19 protein-coding genes are annotated in these 13880 nt (G+C 64.1%); 1 reads left to right on the forward strand and 18 read right to left on the reverse strand.

Annotation, left to right across the window (positions count from 1 at the left end):
* The 11 genes from rplN to rplC are packed head-to-tail and all read right to left on the reverse strand — an operon-like array spanning window position 1 to window position 5687.
* On the reverse strand, window positions 1–369 hold the full coding sequence (rplN, locus tag ACOOGG_RS09040; protein WP_420434425.1) for a 50S ribosomal protein L14: 369 nt from the start codon (window positions 367–369) through the stop codon (window positions 1–3).
* Complete coding sequence (gene rpsQ / locus ACOOGG_RS09045; protein WP_420434427.1) at window positions 366–653, reverse strand: 30S ribosomal protein S17; 288 nt, start codon at window positions 651–653, stop codon at window positions 366–368. Before rpsQ ends, rplN begins: the two co-directional genes overlap by 4 nt.
* Window positions 646–870, reverse strand: coding sequence for a 50S ribosomal protein L29 (rpmC, locus tag ACOOGG_RS09050; RefSeq protein WP_420434428.1), 225 nt, complete (start codon window positions 868–870; stop codon window positions 646–648). The genes rpsQ and rpmC overlap by 8 nt, the downstream gene beginning before the upstream one ends.
* A gap of 2 nt (window positions 871–872) precedes the next feature.
* On the reverse strand, window positions 873–1289 hold the full coding sequence (gene rplP / locus ACOOGG_RS09055; RefSeq protein WP_420434430.1) for a 50S ribosomal protein L16: 417 nt from the start codon (window positions 1287–1289) through the stop codon (window positions 873–875).
* A 6-nt stretch (window positions 1290–1295) separates the two neighbouring features.
* Entirely contained in the window at window positions 1296–2198 is a 903-nt protein-coding gene (gene rpsC, locus ACOOGG_RS09060; RefSeq protein ID WP_420434432.1) for a 30S ribosomal protein S3, read from the reverse strand.
* Window positions 2198–2899, reverse strand: coding sequence for a 50S ribosomal protein L22 (gene rplV, locus ACOOGG_RS09065; RefSeq protein ID WP_420434434.1), 702 nt, complete (start codon window positions 2897–2899; stop codon window positions 2198–2200). Before rplV ends, rpsC begins: the two co-directional genes overlap by 1 nt.
* Window positions 2899–3177 (reverse strand): 30S ribosomal protein S19, encoded by a 279-nt coding sequence (gene rpsS, locus ACOOGG_RS09070; protein ID WP_420434436.1) that lies wholly within the window; start codon window positions 3175–3177, stop codon window positions 2899–2901. Before rpsS ends, rplV begins: the two co-directional genes overlap by 1 nt.
* A 28-nt stretch (window positions 3178–3205) precedes the next feature.
* Window positions 3206–4042 (reverse strand): 50S ribosomal protein L2, encoded by an 837-nt coding sequence (gene rplB / locus ACOOGG_RS09075; RefSeq protein WP_420434438.1) that lies wholly within the window; start codon window positions 4040–4042, stop codon window positions 3206–3208.
* 48 nt (window positions 4043–4090) lie between these two features.
* Window positions 4091–4381 (reverse strand): 50S ribosomal protein L23, encoded by a 291-nt coding sequence (gene rplW / locus ACOOGG_RS09080; RefSeq protein ID WP_420434440.1) that lies wholly within the window; start codon window positions 4379–4381, stop codon window positions 4091–4093.
* Window positions 4378–5046: a 50S ribosomal protein L4 gene (gene rplD / locus ACOOGG_RS09085; protein ID WP_420434442.1), complete on the reverse strand. Its 669-nt coding sequence runs from the start codon at window positions 5044–5046 to the stop codon at window positions 4378–4380. The genes rplW and rplD overlap by 4 nt, the downstream gene beginning before the upstream one ends.
* On the reverse strand, window positions 5043–5687 hold the full coding sequence (gene rplC, locus ACOOGG_RS09090) for a 50S ribosomal protein L3 (RefSeq protein ID WP_420434444.1): 645 nt from the start codon (window positions 5685–5687) through the stop codon (window positions 5043–5045). The genes rplD and rplC overlap by 4 nt, the downstream gene beginning before the upstream one ends.
* Before the next feature lie 247 nt (window positions 5688–5934).
* Between rplC and ACOOGG_RS09095 the strand changes: the two genes are divergently transcribed.
* Window positions 5935–7098 carry an AI-2E family transporter gene (locus ACOOGG_RS09095; protein WP_420434446.1) on the forward strand — a complete coding sequence of 388 codons (1164 nt, stop codon included), beginning with the start codon at window positions 5935–5937 and terminating at the stop codon, window positions 7096–7098.
* Window positions 7099–7115: 17 nt separating this feature from the next.
* Here ACOOGG_RS09095 and tpx read toward each other — a convergent pair whose 3' ends face one another.
* From tpx to rpsG, 7 genes are read right to left on the reverse strand one after another with little or no spacing between them, the layout of a single operon-like run.
* Complete coding sequence (gene tpx / locus ACOOGG_RS09100) at window positions 7116–7616, reverse strand: thiol peroxidase (protein ID WP_420434448.1); 501 nt, start codon at window positions 7614–7616, stop codon at window positions 7116–7118.
* 58 nt (window positions 7617–7674) lie between these two features.
* Window positions 7675–8544 carry an HpcH/HpaI aldolase/citrate lyase family protein gene (locus ACOOGG_RS09105; protein WP_420434450.1) on the reverse strand — a complete coding sequence of 290 codons (870 nt, stop codon included), beginning with the start codon at window positions 8542–8544 and terminating at the stop codon, window positions 7675–7677.
* An 11-nt stretch (window positions 8545–8555) separates the two neighbouring features.
* The gene (gene serB / locus ACOOGG_RS09110; RefSeq protein ID WP_420434452.1) at window positions 8556–9728 is read right to left on the reverse strand and encodes a phosphoserine phosphatase SerB; all 1173 of its coding nucleotides are present in this window, start codon (window positions 9726–9728) and stop codon (window positions 8556–8558) included.
* A gap of 25 nt (window positions 9729–9753) precedes the next feature.
* Window positions 9754–10074 carry a 30S ribosomal protein S10 gene (gene rpsJ / locus ACOOGG_RS09115; RefSeq protein WP_419845036.1) on the reverse strand — a complete coding sequence of 107 codons (321 nt, stop codon included), beginning with the start codon at window positions 10072–10074 and terminating at the stop codon, window positions 9754–9756.
* Window positions 10075–10079: 5 nt separating this feature from the next.
* On the reverse strand, window positions 10080–11270 hold the full coding sequence (gene tuf / locus ACOOGG_RS09120) for an elongation factor Tu (protein WP_420434455.1): 1191 nt from the start codon (window positions 11268–11270) through the stop codon (window positions 10080–10082).
* A gap of 38 nt (window positions 11271–11308) precedes the next feature.
* Window positions 11309–13387, reverse strand: a complete 2079-nt coding sequence (fusA, locus tag ACOOGG_RS09125) for an elongation factor G (protein ID WP_420434457.1) — start codon at window positions 13385–13387, stop codon at window positions 11309–11311.
* Between the two features lie 21 nt (window positions 13388–13408).
* Window positions 13409–13879 carry a 30S ribosomal protein S7 gene (gene rpsG, locus ACOOGG_RS09130; RefSeq protein ID WP_420434459.1) on the reverse strand — a complete coding sequence of 157 codons (471 nt, stop codon included), beginning with the start codon at window positions 13877–13879 and terminating at the stop codon, window positions 13409–13411.
* Window position 13880 lies beyond the last annotated feature (1 nt).

The raw sequence follows: 13880 nt of genomic DNA on the forward strand, positions 1-13880 counted from the left end.
CTACAGCACCTCCGGTGCGAGCGACACGATGCGCATGAACCGCTTGTCCCGCAGCTCCCGCCCTACCGGGCCGAAAATGCGGGTTCCCCGCGGTTGCAGTTGGTCGTTGATGAGCACGGCGGCGTTCTCGTCGAAACGGATGTAGGAGCCGTCCTTGCGGCGCTTCTCCTTCTTGGCCCGGACCAACACGCAGCGCACCACGTCGCCCTTGCTGACCGCGGCGCCGGGCATGGCGTCTTTGACGGTGGCCACGAAGATATCGCCGATGGTGGCGTAGCGCTTTCGGGAGGAGCCCAGCACCCGAATGCACAGCACCTCTTTGGCCCCGGAGTTGTCGGCCACTTTGACCCGAGTTTCTTGCTGGATCATCGCGCCCGCTCCACTACTTCGAGCAGCCGCCACCGCTTGTTCTTAGACAGCGGACGGGTCTCCTGTACCCGCACCCGGTCGCCCACCGCGAGCTGGTTGGTCTCGTCGTGGACGTATAGGCGGGTGGTGCGCCGCACGGTCTTGTTGTATCGGCGATGGCGGACGCGGTCGGTGGATGCCACCACCGCGGTCTTGTCCATGGCAACCGACACCACCATCCCCTCCCGCACTTTCCGGCCGTTGGGCCGGGCGGCTGGCTGCACTTCGGTTGTGGGGTCAGACATTTTCAGCCTCCAGGGCCTCGGCAGCTTGGATTTCCCGCATACGCAATTCGGTCATGGCCCGGGCCACTTCCTTTTTGGCCTGCTTCAGGCGGGCGGTGTTGTCCAAACGGCCGGTGACGATTTGGAAACGGAGCTTGAACACCTCTTCTTTGGCCTCGTCCACCCGCTCGATGAGCTCAGCGTCACTGAGGCCTTGCCAGGTCGCTTTGCGGGCCATCGCTACCACCCCTCCCGACGCTCTACGAAACGAGCTTTGACGGGTAGCTTCTGGATTCCCCGCTCGATGGCGGTGCGGGCCATCTCTCGGTCGTGGTAGGAGAGCTCGAACAAGATGCGCCCGGGTTTCACCACGGCCACCCAGCGCTCCGGGTTGCCCTTGCCCGAGCCCATGCGGGTCTCAGCCGGCTTCTCAGTAACTGGCTTGTCAGGGAAGACGTTGATCCAGACCTTGCCTCCCCGGCGGATGTGTCGGGTGATGGCGATACGGGTGGCCTCGATCTGGCGGGCGGTGATCCACCCCGGCTCGAGGGCCTGGATGCCGTACTCGCCGAAATTCACGCTGGTGGCCCCTTTGGCGCGGCCTTTGGTCCGGCCACGATGGTGTTTGCGGTGTTTTACCTTCTTGGGCATCAACATGGGAGGTCAGTCTCCATCGCCTGGTCGGAAGTGCGGTGTCTCGCGGTGCTCGCGAGTGGTGCGGAGGATGTCCTCCTCCTCCTCGAGCAGCTTCTCGAACTCGGGGTCGGCCTCTTTGATCAACGGGGCGGGCTCTTCGGTTTCTTCAGTGCGTTCGGTCTCGCCTTGACGCGGGGCTGCCGCCGACGACACCACAGCCCGGGGCCTCTGCGAGCCGGAGGCTTCCCCGACCGCCATGGCCGCCTCGCGGCTGATCTTGTCCTCGGCCTGAGTCTTGTAGGGCAAGATATCGCCCTTGTAGATCCACACCTTTACTCCGATGCGGCCGTAAGTGGTGTGGGCCTCTCGAAAGCCGTAGTCGATATCGGCCCGCAGGGTGTGCAGGGGAACCCGGCCTTCCCGATACCACTCGGTGCGGGCCATTTCCGAGCCGCCCAAGCGGCCCGAGCACTGCACCCGAATTCCGAGAGCTCCGGCTTTCTGGGCATTTTGGACCGCTCGCTTCATGGCCCGGCGGAAGGCCACCCGGTTGGCCAGCTGGTCGGCAACTCCCTGGGAGATGAGAGCGGCGTCGAGTTCGGGCTGTTTGATCTCCTGAATGTTGAGCTGCACCCGGTTGTTGCCGGTGATCTTGGCCAGGCCGTTGCGGAGCCGGTCGGCTTCGCTGCCTCGGCGACCGATGACGATTCCCGGCCGGGCGGTGTGGACGTCTACCCGCAGCCGATCGCGGGTGCGCTCGATCTCGATGCGGCTGATGGCAGCGTGAGGCAGCTCCGACATCAAGTAGTCGCGCACCTTCCAATCCTCGATGATGAAGTCGCCGTACTCCCGCCGGTTGGCGAACCAGCGCGACTTCCAGTCGGTGGTGACCCCGAGTCGGAACCCGTAAGGATTGATCTTCTGGCCCATCAGGAATCCTTCTCGTCGTCTTCTTCGGCGTCGGCTTCGGTCTCGGCGACAGCTTCGGTCTCGTCGGCGTCGGGTTGATCACCAGAGCCGTCTTCGGCGACAGCCTCGGCGTCGTCCTCTTCGACAGCTTCGAAGTCGTCCCCGATGAGTTCGGCGTCGTCCATGGCCTCGAGATCGTCCTCGTCATAGTCGTGATCGCGGTCGTGGTCTTCGGCCCGCTCAGCATCGCGCTCCCGGCTGGCCGCCACTCGCCGCCGGCGAGCTTCGGCCGCCGAGCTGCGCCGACCGGTTCCCTTGAGGGCCATGCGGGCGTCGATGGCAGCCAATTCCTCATCGGAGTAGCGGGCCACAACCACAGTGATGTGGCAGGTCCGCTTGCGAATACGGGTGGCTCGGCCCCGGGCTCGGGGCCGCCAGCGCTTCAGTGTGGGACCCTCGTCGGCGTAGCAGGCGGCGATGAACAGCTCGTCGCCGTCGAGTTCGTCGTTGTGCTCGGCGTTGGCCACCGCGGAGTCGAGGCACTTGGCGATGGTGTCGGAGATGCGCCGTTCCGAGAAAGTCAGAATTTCCCGGGCTTCGGGGTATGACTTTCCTCGCACCAAGTCGAGCACTTCCCGGGCCTTGTAGGCCGAGGAGCGCACGTACTTGGCCACTGCCCGGCTGCCCGGCCGGGTCTCGGCGCCCACGGTGACCGCGGTCATCAGCGACGGACTCCCCGCTCTTGGCCGGCGTGGGCCCGAAACGTGCGAGTGGGTGCGAACTCGCCCAGTTTGTGGCCCACCATCGACTCGGTGACGTAGACGGGCACGTGCTTACGGCCGTCGTGGACCGCGATGGTGTGGCCCACCATGTCGGGGATGATGGTGGATCGGCGGGACCAGGTGCGGATGACCTGCTTGGTGTTCTCGTCGTTGAGCGCGTCTACTTTGCGCAATAGGTGGCCGTCGACGAACGGACCTTTCTTCAAACTCCTGGGCATCGGGGGTCCATCCTTTCGATCTCGCGTCCTAGCGACGCCCGCCGCGGGTGCGGCGCCGTCGGATGATCATCTGCTGCGACTTCTTCTTCTTGTTGCGGGTGCGGCCTTCGGGCTGGCCCCATGGAGACACGGGATGGCGACCGCCGGAGGACTTGCCCTCGCCGCCGCCCAATGGGTGGTCAACTGGGTTCATGGCCACACCCCGGGTCTGCGGCCGCACTCCCTTCCAGCGAGCTCGGCCGGCCTTGCCCAGCTTGACGAGCTCTGCCTCGGCGTTGCCCACCGATCCCACGGTGGCTCGGCAGTCGATGGGCACTCGGCGCATTTCGGTGCTGGGCAGCCGGAGGGTGGCAAAGCTGCCCTCTTTGGCCACGAGCTGGGCACTGGCGCCGGCAGAACGAGCCATGCGGGCGCCCCCGCCGGGCTTCAGTTCCACCGCATGCACGGTGGTGCCAACCGGGATGTAGCGCAGCGGCAGGGCGTTGCCCGGCCTTATCTCGGAACCAGGGCCGTTTTGCAGAACATCGCCCACGCCGACGCCTTCTGGGGCCAACACGTAGCGCTTCTCTCCATCGTGGAAGTGGAGCAGAAGGATACGGCAGTTGCGGTTGGGGTCATACTCCACCGAGGCAACCGTGGCCGGGACGTCGTCTTTGGCCCGCTGGAAATCGATGACGCGGTAGCGCTGCTTGTGGCCTCCGCCCCGATGGCGGGCGGTCTTGCGGCCATGATTGTTGCGCCCGCCGGTGCTGGCCTTCTTGGCCACCAGCGACTTTTCGGGCTTCGCGGTGGTGATACTGGAAAAGTCCGACACCGTCTGAAACCGGCGTCCGGGGCTGGTGGGATTGCGTCTACTTACTGCCATGATCTGCCTCAGACGTCGAACAAGGGGTTGAGAACGGGGGTGCTGGTCTTAGACATCGAACAACTCGATCTGGTCGCCTTCAGCCAGCGTGATCAATGCCCGCTTGGTGTCGGGCTTGCGGCCGAAGGTGGGGCTGCGCCGATTGCGGCGCCGCTTGCCCTTGCGGTTCATGGTGTTGACCTTGACGACGGTGACGTCGAACAAGGTCTCAATGGCGTCTTTGATCTCGGGCTTGGAGGAGTCGGGGTGAACCCGGAAGGTGTAGACGTTGGACTCCAGGAGCTCATAAGACTTCTCCGAGACCACCGGAGCCAGCACCACGTCGCGGGGGTCTTTCATGCCTCGTCCCCTTCTTCGATGGCGGGTTCGCCGGCGTCGGCGTCGGCTTCGGTCAACTCGGTGGTGGGCAGGGTATCTAGGGTAAAAACGACCACATCGGACACCAGCACGTCGTAGGCGTTCAGTTCTCCGGGACTGATGAGGTGGACCTGGGGCAGATTGCGGAAGCTCTTCCACACCTCGGCCTGCTCACGCTCGGCCACCAACAGCACCCGGCCCTCTGCCTTCAATGCGCTGAGCGCGGCGATCGCGTCCTTGGTGCGGGGGGGTTCGAACTGCCAGCGGTCGACCACGATGACCTTCTCGTCGCGGGCCCGATCGGATAGCGCCGACAGCAGGGCCAGGCGAACCATCTTCTTGGGGGTTCGCTGGCGGTAGCTCCGGGGCTTGGGACCGAGGGCCACGCCCCCTCCCCGCCACTGGGGATTGCGTATCGAGCCGTGGCGGGCCCGGCCGGTGCCCTTCTGGCGCCACGGTTTGCCGGGGCCCCCTTTGACCTCGGCTTTGGTCTTGGTGTTCTGGGTCCCTCGGCGCCGAGCGGCCAATTGGGCGGTGACCACCTGGTGCATGACGGCCACGTTGGGCTCGATGTCGAACACCTCGGGGTCCAAGTCCACTGATCCGGTCTCTTTGCCGGTGGAGTTGTGCACGGCGACGGTGGTCATCTCGCCCCGTTTTTCACTGCGCTGCGGATCAACACGGTGGATCCTCTTCGACCTGGAACCGAGCCCTTCACCAAGATCAAATCGTTCTCGCTGTCTACCCTCACCACCTGGAGGTTGAGCGTGGTGACCTTCTCAGCACCCATCCGCCCGGGCATCTTCTTGCCCCGGAAAATTCTCGACGGCGTGGCGCACTGGCCCACAGCGCCGGGTTTGCGATGAACCTTGTGGGCGCCGTGGCTGGCCTTTTGACCGCTGAAGTTGTGCCGCTTCATGACGCCAGCGAAGCCTTTGCCCTTGCTGACGCCGGTGACATCCACCAACTCGCCCCCGTCGAACACGTCGACCCCGATCTCCTGGCCGGCTTCGTAGGTGCCGACGTCGTCGAGTCGCAGCTCAACCAGTGTGCGGCCAGGGGCAACCCCGGCCTTGGCCAAGTGGCCTCGTTCCGGCTGGGTCAAACGATCGGGACTCTGGGTTCCGAAGGTCACCTGAAGGGCGGAGTAGCCATCTGTTTCTGGCCGTTTGACCTGCACGATGCGGCAGGGCTCCACCCGCAGCACGGTGACGGGAACGACGCGGTCGTCCTCGTCCCACACCTGGGTCATTCCTAGTTTTTCGCCGACAATCGCCTTGGCAACCACCGCGAACCTGCCTTCACGCGAACGCTCCGCACGGGTGCAGACCCACAATGTGGGACTTTCCGGCGGAGCGGGTTTCGGTTGTGCCGCCCGGTTCCCCGAACAGGGTGATTACACCCTGCAGGCCTAGACGGACGTAGTTTGACACGAACAGTGCCGACCGGAGCCAGCACGAAATAGAAATGATAGCGGCTGCCTGTGGATAGGCCAAATCCCCGTTTGGGCAAAAGGCGACGGTTAGCGTGAATTCGTGGACGAAGTTTCGTCCGAGGAAACCCCCTCCCCCAAAGTTCCCCCCTGGCTGTTTCGGGCCATCCTGACTGGGGTCGCGGCTCTCGGGGGGCTGTACGTGCTGGGGTGGCTGATTGAAGAGCTGAGAACGCTGATCGTGATCGTATTGGTGTCTTTTTTCGCCTCCTTTGCACTGGAACCTGCAGTGAACCGCATGGAGCGGGTGGGGATTCGCCGAGGACTAGGCACCGGGATCATGTTCCTCGCCCTAATCGCCGCTCTGGGGTTGTTCCTGTGGGCCATCGGGACGGTGCTGGCCGACCAGGTTGGTGAGTTCGCCGACGACGCTCCCGGGTACATCAACGACATTGAGGATTGGGTAGAGGACGCCTTCGACATCGAAGTCGACGCTCAGGGCTTGCTTGACGAGTTCCAGGAGGGTGGAGCGGTCGCCAACCTGGCCACCCGGCTGGCCGACAATCTGGTCAACCTGGGCGCCACCGTCGTACAAGTCCTGTTCCAGATCCTGACCATCGTGCTGTTCACCTTCTATCTGGTGGCTGAAGGGCCCAAGCTGCGGCGCAACATCTGCTCACTGCTACCGCCCGATCGCCAGCGCCAAGTATTGAGCATCTGGAATCTGGCGATTGACAAGACCGGGGGCTACATCTACAGCCGGCTGATCCTGGCGGTGATCTCGTTCTTGGTCCACTGGCTGGTGTTCTGGTTGGTGGATGCGCCGTTCCCGGTACCAATGGCGATGTGGGTGGGCTTGGTATCGCAGTTTGTACCCGTTATCGGCACCTACATTGCCGGGGCGCTCCCCGTGCTGATTGGGCTGCTGGACAGGCCTTCTACGGGATTGGCCATTCTGATCGCCATCGTGGTGTATCAGCAGATTGAGAACTACCTGCTCCAGCCCAAGGTGACCGCCCACACTATGGAGATCCACGTAACAGTCGCATTCGGCTCGGTTATCGCCGGGGGCCTGCTGCTGGGGGCGGTAGGGGCGCTGCTGGCCCTTCCGGCTGCCGCCACCATCCAGGCGTTTATGGCCAGCTATTTCGAACGCCAAGAGGTAGTGCAGGAGCTAGAAGACGCCGAAGCGGCCCAGCATCCTGAACGCGACCCCATGGGAGAGCGCATCCGCGAGGTTGTGCGACGGGTGTTCACTCCCAGGTAGCGAGTCGGCCCACTAAGTCAGGAACAGGCGGCCAAGGCGGCGTCATAGTCGGGCTCGGAGGCGATGGCTTCCACCAACTCGGTGTGGGCCACAGTGCCGTCAGGGGCGACGACCACCACGGCCCTGGCAGTGAGGCCCGACAGAGGACCGTCGACCATTTCCACTCCGTAGTCGTCTAAGAACTCCCGGTTGCGAAAGATAGATCCGATGGTCACGTTCTCGATGCCCTCGGCACCGCAGAAGCGGGAACCGGCGAAGGGCAGGTCCATCGAGGCGCAGATCACGGTGGTGTTGTCGAGACCGGCGGCCCGCTCGTTGAAGGCTCTCACGCTGTTGGCGCATACCCCGGTGTCGATGCTGGGGAAGATGTTGAGCACCACGTTGCGGCCGGCGAGGCCCTCCAGCGTGACAGGTGACAGATCACCCCCAGTCAATGTAAATGCCGGTGCCGCTGATCCCTCGGCAGGGAGGTCGCCGCCGGTGTTGATTGTCGTATCTCCGAATGTGGTCTGACCCATAGCCGTTTTGTACCACTCCAGCGGACGGTCGCTATTGCCGGAGCGCAAATCCGCTGAGTCAGCAGAGCCCTAGTCGCGTGGCGCGGGCGAGTTGTTGTTGGGCGGTGAGGAGGTGGGCGTGGTCTATGAGGCGGCCTTGGTGGCGGAAGGCGCCGATGCCATGGGTCTCGTGCTCCTCGACGGCGGCGATGAGCTGGCGCCAGGCGGAGATCTCTTCGGCCGAGGGGGAGAACACTTCGTTGATGGTGGGAAGGTGGCTGGGGTGGATGGCCATCATGCCCTCGTAGCCGAGTTGGCGGGTTTGGGTGGCGAACTGGGCAAGGCCGTCGAGGTCGTCCAGGGTGCCCCACAGCCCGGACAGCGGGTTGGGCACCCCGGCGGCCCGCACGTCGATCAGCACCTTTTGGCGTAAGTACAGGGTTTCGGTGCCTTCGGGAGACCACTGGAAGCCCACTGAGCGGCCCAGGTCACCGTGACGGCCGGTGGCGCCGCCCATGTAGGCCACCCGCTCGGAGGCGGTGGCCAGTTCGTAGGCCAGACGAACGGCTGAGGCGGTCTCCACCAGAGGCATGATCCGGGCGTCGATCCCCTCTAAGGCGGCATCCGCAGTGGCCACTTCTTCAGGTCCGGTGACCTGAGGCAGCATCAGCGTGGTTAGCGATGGGTGGCGGCAGGCGTCGGTGTCGGGGGCGAAGTCGGCCGTTCCCACCGCTGAAACCCGCACGAACACCGCCGGTTGATCCTGAGTGAGGGATTCCAGCGCGTGGCCTACGTTGGCCCGGGCCTCAGCAGCCACCCCCCGGGGTATGGCGCTCTCCAGGTCGAACACCACGCCGTCGGCCTCGGTGGCCAGCGCCTTTTGCATCCGGTCAGGGCGATTGGCAGGGACGAATAACAGGCTGCGGATCGGTGGGAGTTTGGTGTTCATCGCAGCTGCATTCAGATTCCCTCGGCTTCGACTTCCTCGCGGCTCACGCCCAGCAGGAACAGCACCGCGTCCAGATAGGGAACGCTCACCGCGGTCTCGACTTCTTGGCGCACCTTGGGCTTGGCGTTGAATGCGATGCCCAGTCCGGCGGCGGTGAGCATGTCGATATCGTTGGCCCCGTCGCCCACCGCTACTACCTGCTCAGGCGTCACGCCTTCGGCGGCGGCCACCTCGCGGAGGATCTCGGCCTTGCGGCTGCGGTCCACAATTGGACCCTCCAGGTTTCCTGTGAGCTTGCCGTCGGCCATTTCCAGGGTGTTGGCGAAGGCGTAGTCGAGGTCGAAGTTCTGTTTGAGCCGGTTGCAGAACCTAGTGAAGCCGCCGCTCACAATGGCGATGGCGTAGCCCAACCGTTGAAGTGTGGTCACGAATGTTCGAGCTCCAGGGGTGAGCGTTACCTGATCCCACACTCTTTCCAGAGCGGCTTCATCCAATCCGGCCAAGAGGCGGACTCGTTCTCGCAGCGAGGTCTCGAAATCCATTTCGCCTCGCATGGCCTGATCGGTCAGTTTCTGGCACACCTCCACACAACCGGCCTCGGCGGCCAGCAGGTCGATCATCTCGTCTTGGATAAGGGTGGAGTCCACGTCGAGCAGGGCAACCCGCTTGGCTCGCCGAGCCAGGCCCTCTCGCTGGATTGCCACGTCGAATTCGGGGTTAGCGGCGGCCACCGACAGCAGGTTGTGGCGAATGGCATCGGGATCGCCGCCGGTGACTAGCAACTCGTAGCTGTAGATGGGGTAGCGGGAGAGCCGCACAATGCGGTTGATGTTCCCCCCACCGTCGGCGATGGCGGTTGCGGTGGCTGCCAGCATGGATGGGGACAGTTCCCGGCCCAGCACGGTGACCGCGTGAGCACCGGCATGCACAGAGGGCACGGCGTCGACCACGTCGAACTCCACCGTCACCCGCTGCTCCCAGCCAAATAGCAGCAGATCTTTGAGCAGGTCCTGGCCGGGGGGAACCTCCATCACGATGCCCAAAGTGAGTTGGCGGCGGATGACCACCTGCTCGACGTCTTGGATCCGGGCCCTGCCCGCGGTCAGCACGCCGAGTAGGGCGGCGAACAGCCCGGGCCGGTCAGGCCCTGAGACCCGGAGCAGGATTACTTGGGAGGAGGCCATGGCTCGCTCCCGCTCTGGTTCGGCCTCAGCCGTGTTGGAGCTTGATCTCGATGTCCACGCCGGCGGGCAAGTCCAACCGCTGGAGGGAGTCCACGGTCTTGGGACCGGGGTCCACGATGTCGAGCAGACGCTTGTGGATGCGGATCTCGAAGTGCTCGCGGCTGTCTTTGTCCTTATGGGGCGACCGGATCACTGTGAAGCGGTGCTTCTCGGTGGGCAGAGGAACAGGACCCCGCAGGTCGGCCTGGGTGCGCTTGACCGTCTCCACGATCTTCTTCGTGGACTGGTCGATGATCTCGTGATCGTAGGCCTTGAGCCGAATGCGGATTTTCTGTCCTGCGGCCATGGGAGCTACTTGAGGATCTTGGTGACGGTGCCCGCACCCACGGTGCGGCCGCCCTCGCGGATGGCGAAGCGCAGACCTTCATCCATGGCAATGGGGGCTATCAGCTCCACGATCATCTCCGTGTTGTCGCCGGGCATGCACATCTCGGTGCCCTCGGGCAGAGCGATGGTGCCGGTGACGTCGGTGGTACGGAAGTAGAACTGGGGCCGGTAGTTGCTGAAAAACGGCTTGTGGCGCCCGCCCTCTTCCTTGGTCAGCACGTAGACCTGGGCTTGGAAGTTGGTGTGGGGGGTGATGGAGCCGGGCTTGGCCAGCACCTGGCCCCGCTGCACCTCGTCTTTGTCAGTGCCCCGCAGCAAGGCGCCGATGTTGTCGCCGGCGCGGCCCTCGTCCAGCAGCTTGCGGAACATCTCCACCCCGGTGCACACCGTCTCGGCCGTCTCCTTGATGCCGACGATCTCCACCTTGTCACCAGTGTTGACGATGCCCTGCTCCACCCGGCCGGTGACTACGGTGCCCCGCCCGGTGATGGAGAACACATCCTCGATGGGCATCAGGAACGGCTTGTCCACGTCGCGCTCGGGTTCGGCGATGTAGCTGTCCACCTGCTCCATTAGCTCCAGGACCTGCTGGCCGGCATCGCCGTCGCCGTCTAGGGCCTTGAGAGCGGAGACTGGGATCACCGGGATGTCGTCGCCGGGGAAGTCGTACTCGCTGAGCAGCTCCCTAACCTCGAGCTCCACCAGCTCCAGCAGCTCCTCGTCGTCCACCATGTCGACCTTGTTCAGGGCCACCACGATGGCCGGCACGCCCACCTGGCGAGCCAGCAGAACGTGCTCCCGGGTCTGGGGCATGGGGCCGTCGGCAGCCGACACCACCAGAATGGCGCCGTCAACCTGGGCGGCGCCGGTGATCATATTCTTGATGTAGTCGGCGTGGCCGGGCATATCCACGTGGGCGTAGTGCCGGTTCGGAGTCTCATACTCGACGTGGGCCACGTTGATAGTGATGCCCCGTTCCCGCTCCTCAGGAGCCTTGTCGATGTTGTCGAACTCGGTGAACTGAGTGGAGGTCGGGTCGGCCTCCGACAGCACCTTGGTGATCGCCGCGGTCAAAGTGGTCTTGCCGTGGTCGATGTGGCCCATGGTGCCCACGTTCAAGTGCGGCTTGGTACGCTCGAATGTTTCCTTTGCCATTTTCTTTCAACCTCCGAGGGTGGGTTGGTTGCCCATGATTATTCGCCCCGAATGCGGGCGACGATTTCCTCCTGCACCTTGGCCGGCGCCTGCCGATAGGTGTCGAACTGCATGGTGTGCGTTGCGCGGCCCTGTGTCCGCGAACGGAGTTCGGTAGCGTATCCGAACATTTCCGAAAGTGGCACATGGGCCTTGACAATTTGTTCGCGGCCCCGCTGCTCCATGCTGTCGATCTTGCCCCGTCGACCGTTCAAATCGCCGATGACATCGCCCATGTACTCCTCGGGAGTCACGACATCAACGGCCATGATCGGCTCCAAGAGGATGGGCTTGGCCCGGCGGGCGGCGTCCCGGAAGGCGGCGGTGGCCGCGATCTTGAAAGCCATGTCCGACGAGTCCACATCGTGGTGCTTGCCGTCGGTGAGGGTCACCTTGAGATCCACGACTGGGAAGCCGGCTAGGGGTCCGGTGGTCATGGCGTCCTTCATGCCGCTGTCGACGGCGGGGATATATTCCCGGGGAATGCGCCCGCCGGTGACCTCGCTGGCAAACTCGTAGCCCTTGCCGGGGTCGTTGGGCTCCAGGTTGAATGTGATCTCGGCGTACTGGCCGGAGCCGCCGGTCTGTTTTTTGTGGGTGTGGGTGTACTTGGACACCGGGGCGGAGATGGTCTCCCGGTAGGCGACCTGGGGCTTGCCCACCGAGGCGTCCACGCTGAATTCACGCAGCATCCGCTCTACCAGCACCTCAAGGTGCAGTTCTCCCATACCGGCGATGAGGGTTTGTGCGGTCTCCTCGTCGGTGCGAACCTGGAACGTCGGATCCTCCTCGGCCAAAGCGGACATGGCCTTGCCCAGCTTGTCTTGGTCGGCCTTGGTGCGGGGTTCCACCGCCACTTGGATCACCGGGTCGGGGAAGTCCATCTGCTCGAGTTCGAGGGGGTGGCCGGGATGGGCCAGGGTGTCGCCGGTGCGCACGTCTTTGAGGCCGATGCCGGCCACGATGTCGCCCGCCCGGACGACGTCGAGGTCTTCCCGGTCGTTGGCGTGCATCTCCAGGATGCGCCCTATCCGCTCCTTGCGGCCGGTGCGGGGATTGACCACCTGGCTGCCTTTCTCCAACTGGCCGCTGTAGACCCGGAAGTACGTGAGCTTGCCCACATGGGGATCGCTCATGATCTTGAACGCCAACGCGCTGAACGGAGTGTCGTCGTCGGCGGGCCGCTCGCAATCCTCTCCCTTGTGGGTGCCCCTCACCGCGGGGATGTCCAATGGTGAGGGCAGATATTCGATGACCGCGTCCAGCAAGGGCTGTATGCCCTTGTTCTTGAAGGCCGATCCGCACAGCACCGGCACGATGTCCAGCGACAGGGTGCCGGCGCGCAGTGCGGCTCGCAGGTCGGCAGGGGTGATCGAATCCTCGTCTTCGACGTATTTCTCAAGCAGGTTCTCGTCGAATTGGCTGAGCTGGTCGATGAGCTCGAGGCGGGCCTCCTCCGCCTTGTCCTTGAGGTTGTCAGGAATCTCGGTGACATCCCATGTTGCCCCCAAGTCGTCGCCCCGCCACACCAGGCCCCGCATCTCTACCAGGTCAACTACGCCGAGAAGGTCGGCTTCAAGCCCGATGGGCAGCTGCACGACCGCGGTGTTGGCCCGCAACCGCTCTTGAATGGTGAGCACCGCATGCTTGAAGCTGGCGCCGGTGCGGTCGAGCTTGTTGATGAAGCAGATCCGGGGGACGCCGTACTTGTTGGCTTGGCGCCAAACCGTCTCCGATTGAGGTTCCACCCCGGCGACGCCATCGAACAGGGCCACCGCGCCGTCAAGCACCCGCAGGGATCGCTCCACCTCCATGGTGAAGTCCACGTGGCCGGGGGTGTCGATGATGTTGATGCGGTGTCCGGCCCACTCCGCGGTGGTGGCGGCCGAAGTGATGGTGATACCTCGCTCCTGCTCCTGCTCCATCCAGTCCATAGTGGCGGCACCGTCGTGGACTTCTCCGAGTTTGTATGCCTTGCCGGTGTAGTAGAGGATGCGCTCGGTGCAGGTGGTCTTGCCCGCGTCGATGTGGGCCATGATGCCAATGTTGCGGGTCTTTTCCAGCGGGTGACGAGACATGGTCTTTAGGGTTGGGACCGCTTACCAGCGGTAATGAGCAAAGGCCCGGTTCGACTCAGCCATCTTGTGCAGGTCGTCGCGCCGTTTCACCGACGCACCCAGACCATTGGATGCGTCCAGGATTTCGTTGGCCAGACGATCGATCATGGTGCGCTCGCGCCGCTCTCGGGCGTGGTTGACAATCCAGCGGATGGCCAGCGTATTCGCCCGCCGGGGGCGCACGTCTACGGGAACCTGATAGGTGGCTCCGCCGACGCGTCGACTGCGGACCTCGAGTTGGGGGCGTACGTTGTCCACAGCCCGCTTGAGGGTGCCGATCGGCTCGGCGCTGGTTTTCTGCTCCACAATGCCGAGTGCGCCGTACACGATTTGCTCCGCTGTGGAACGCTTGCCTCGTTGCAGCACCTTGTTCACGAACTGGGTGACCAGCAGTTCGCCGTAGACCGGATCCTTGGGGAGGTCGCGTCGCCCTGCGGGGCCCTTACGAGGCATC

It is taken from the genome of Candidatus Poriferisocius sp., assembly GCF_965214065.1.
GTDB lineage: Bacteria > Actinomycetota > Acidimicrobiia > Acidimicrobiales > Bin134 > Poriferisocius.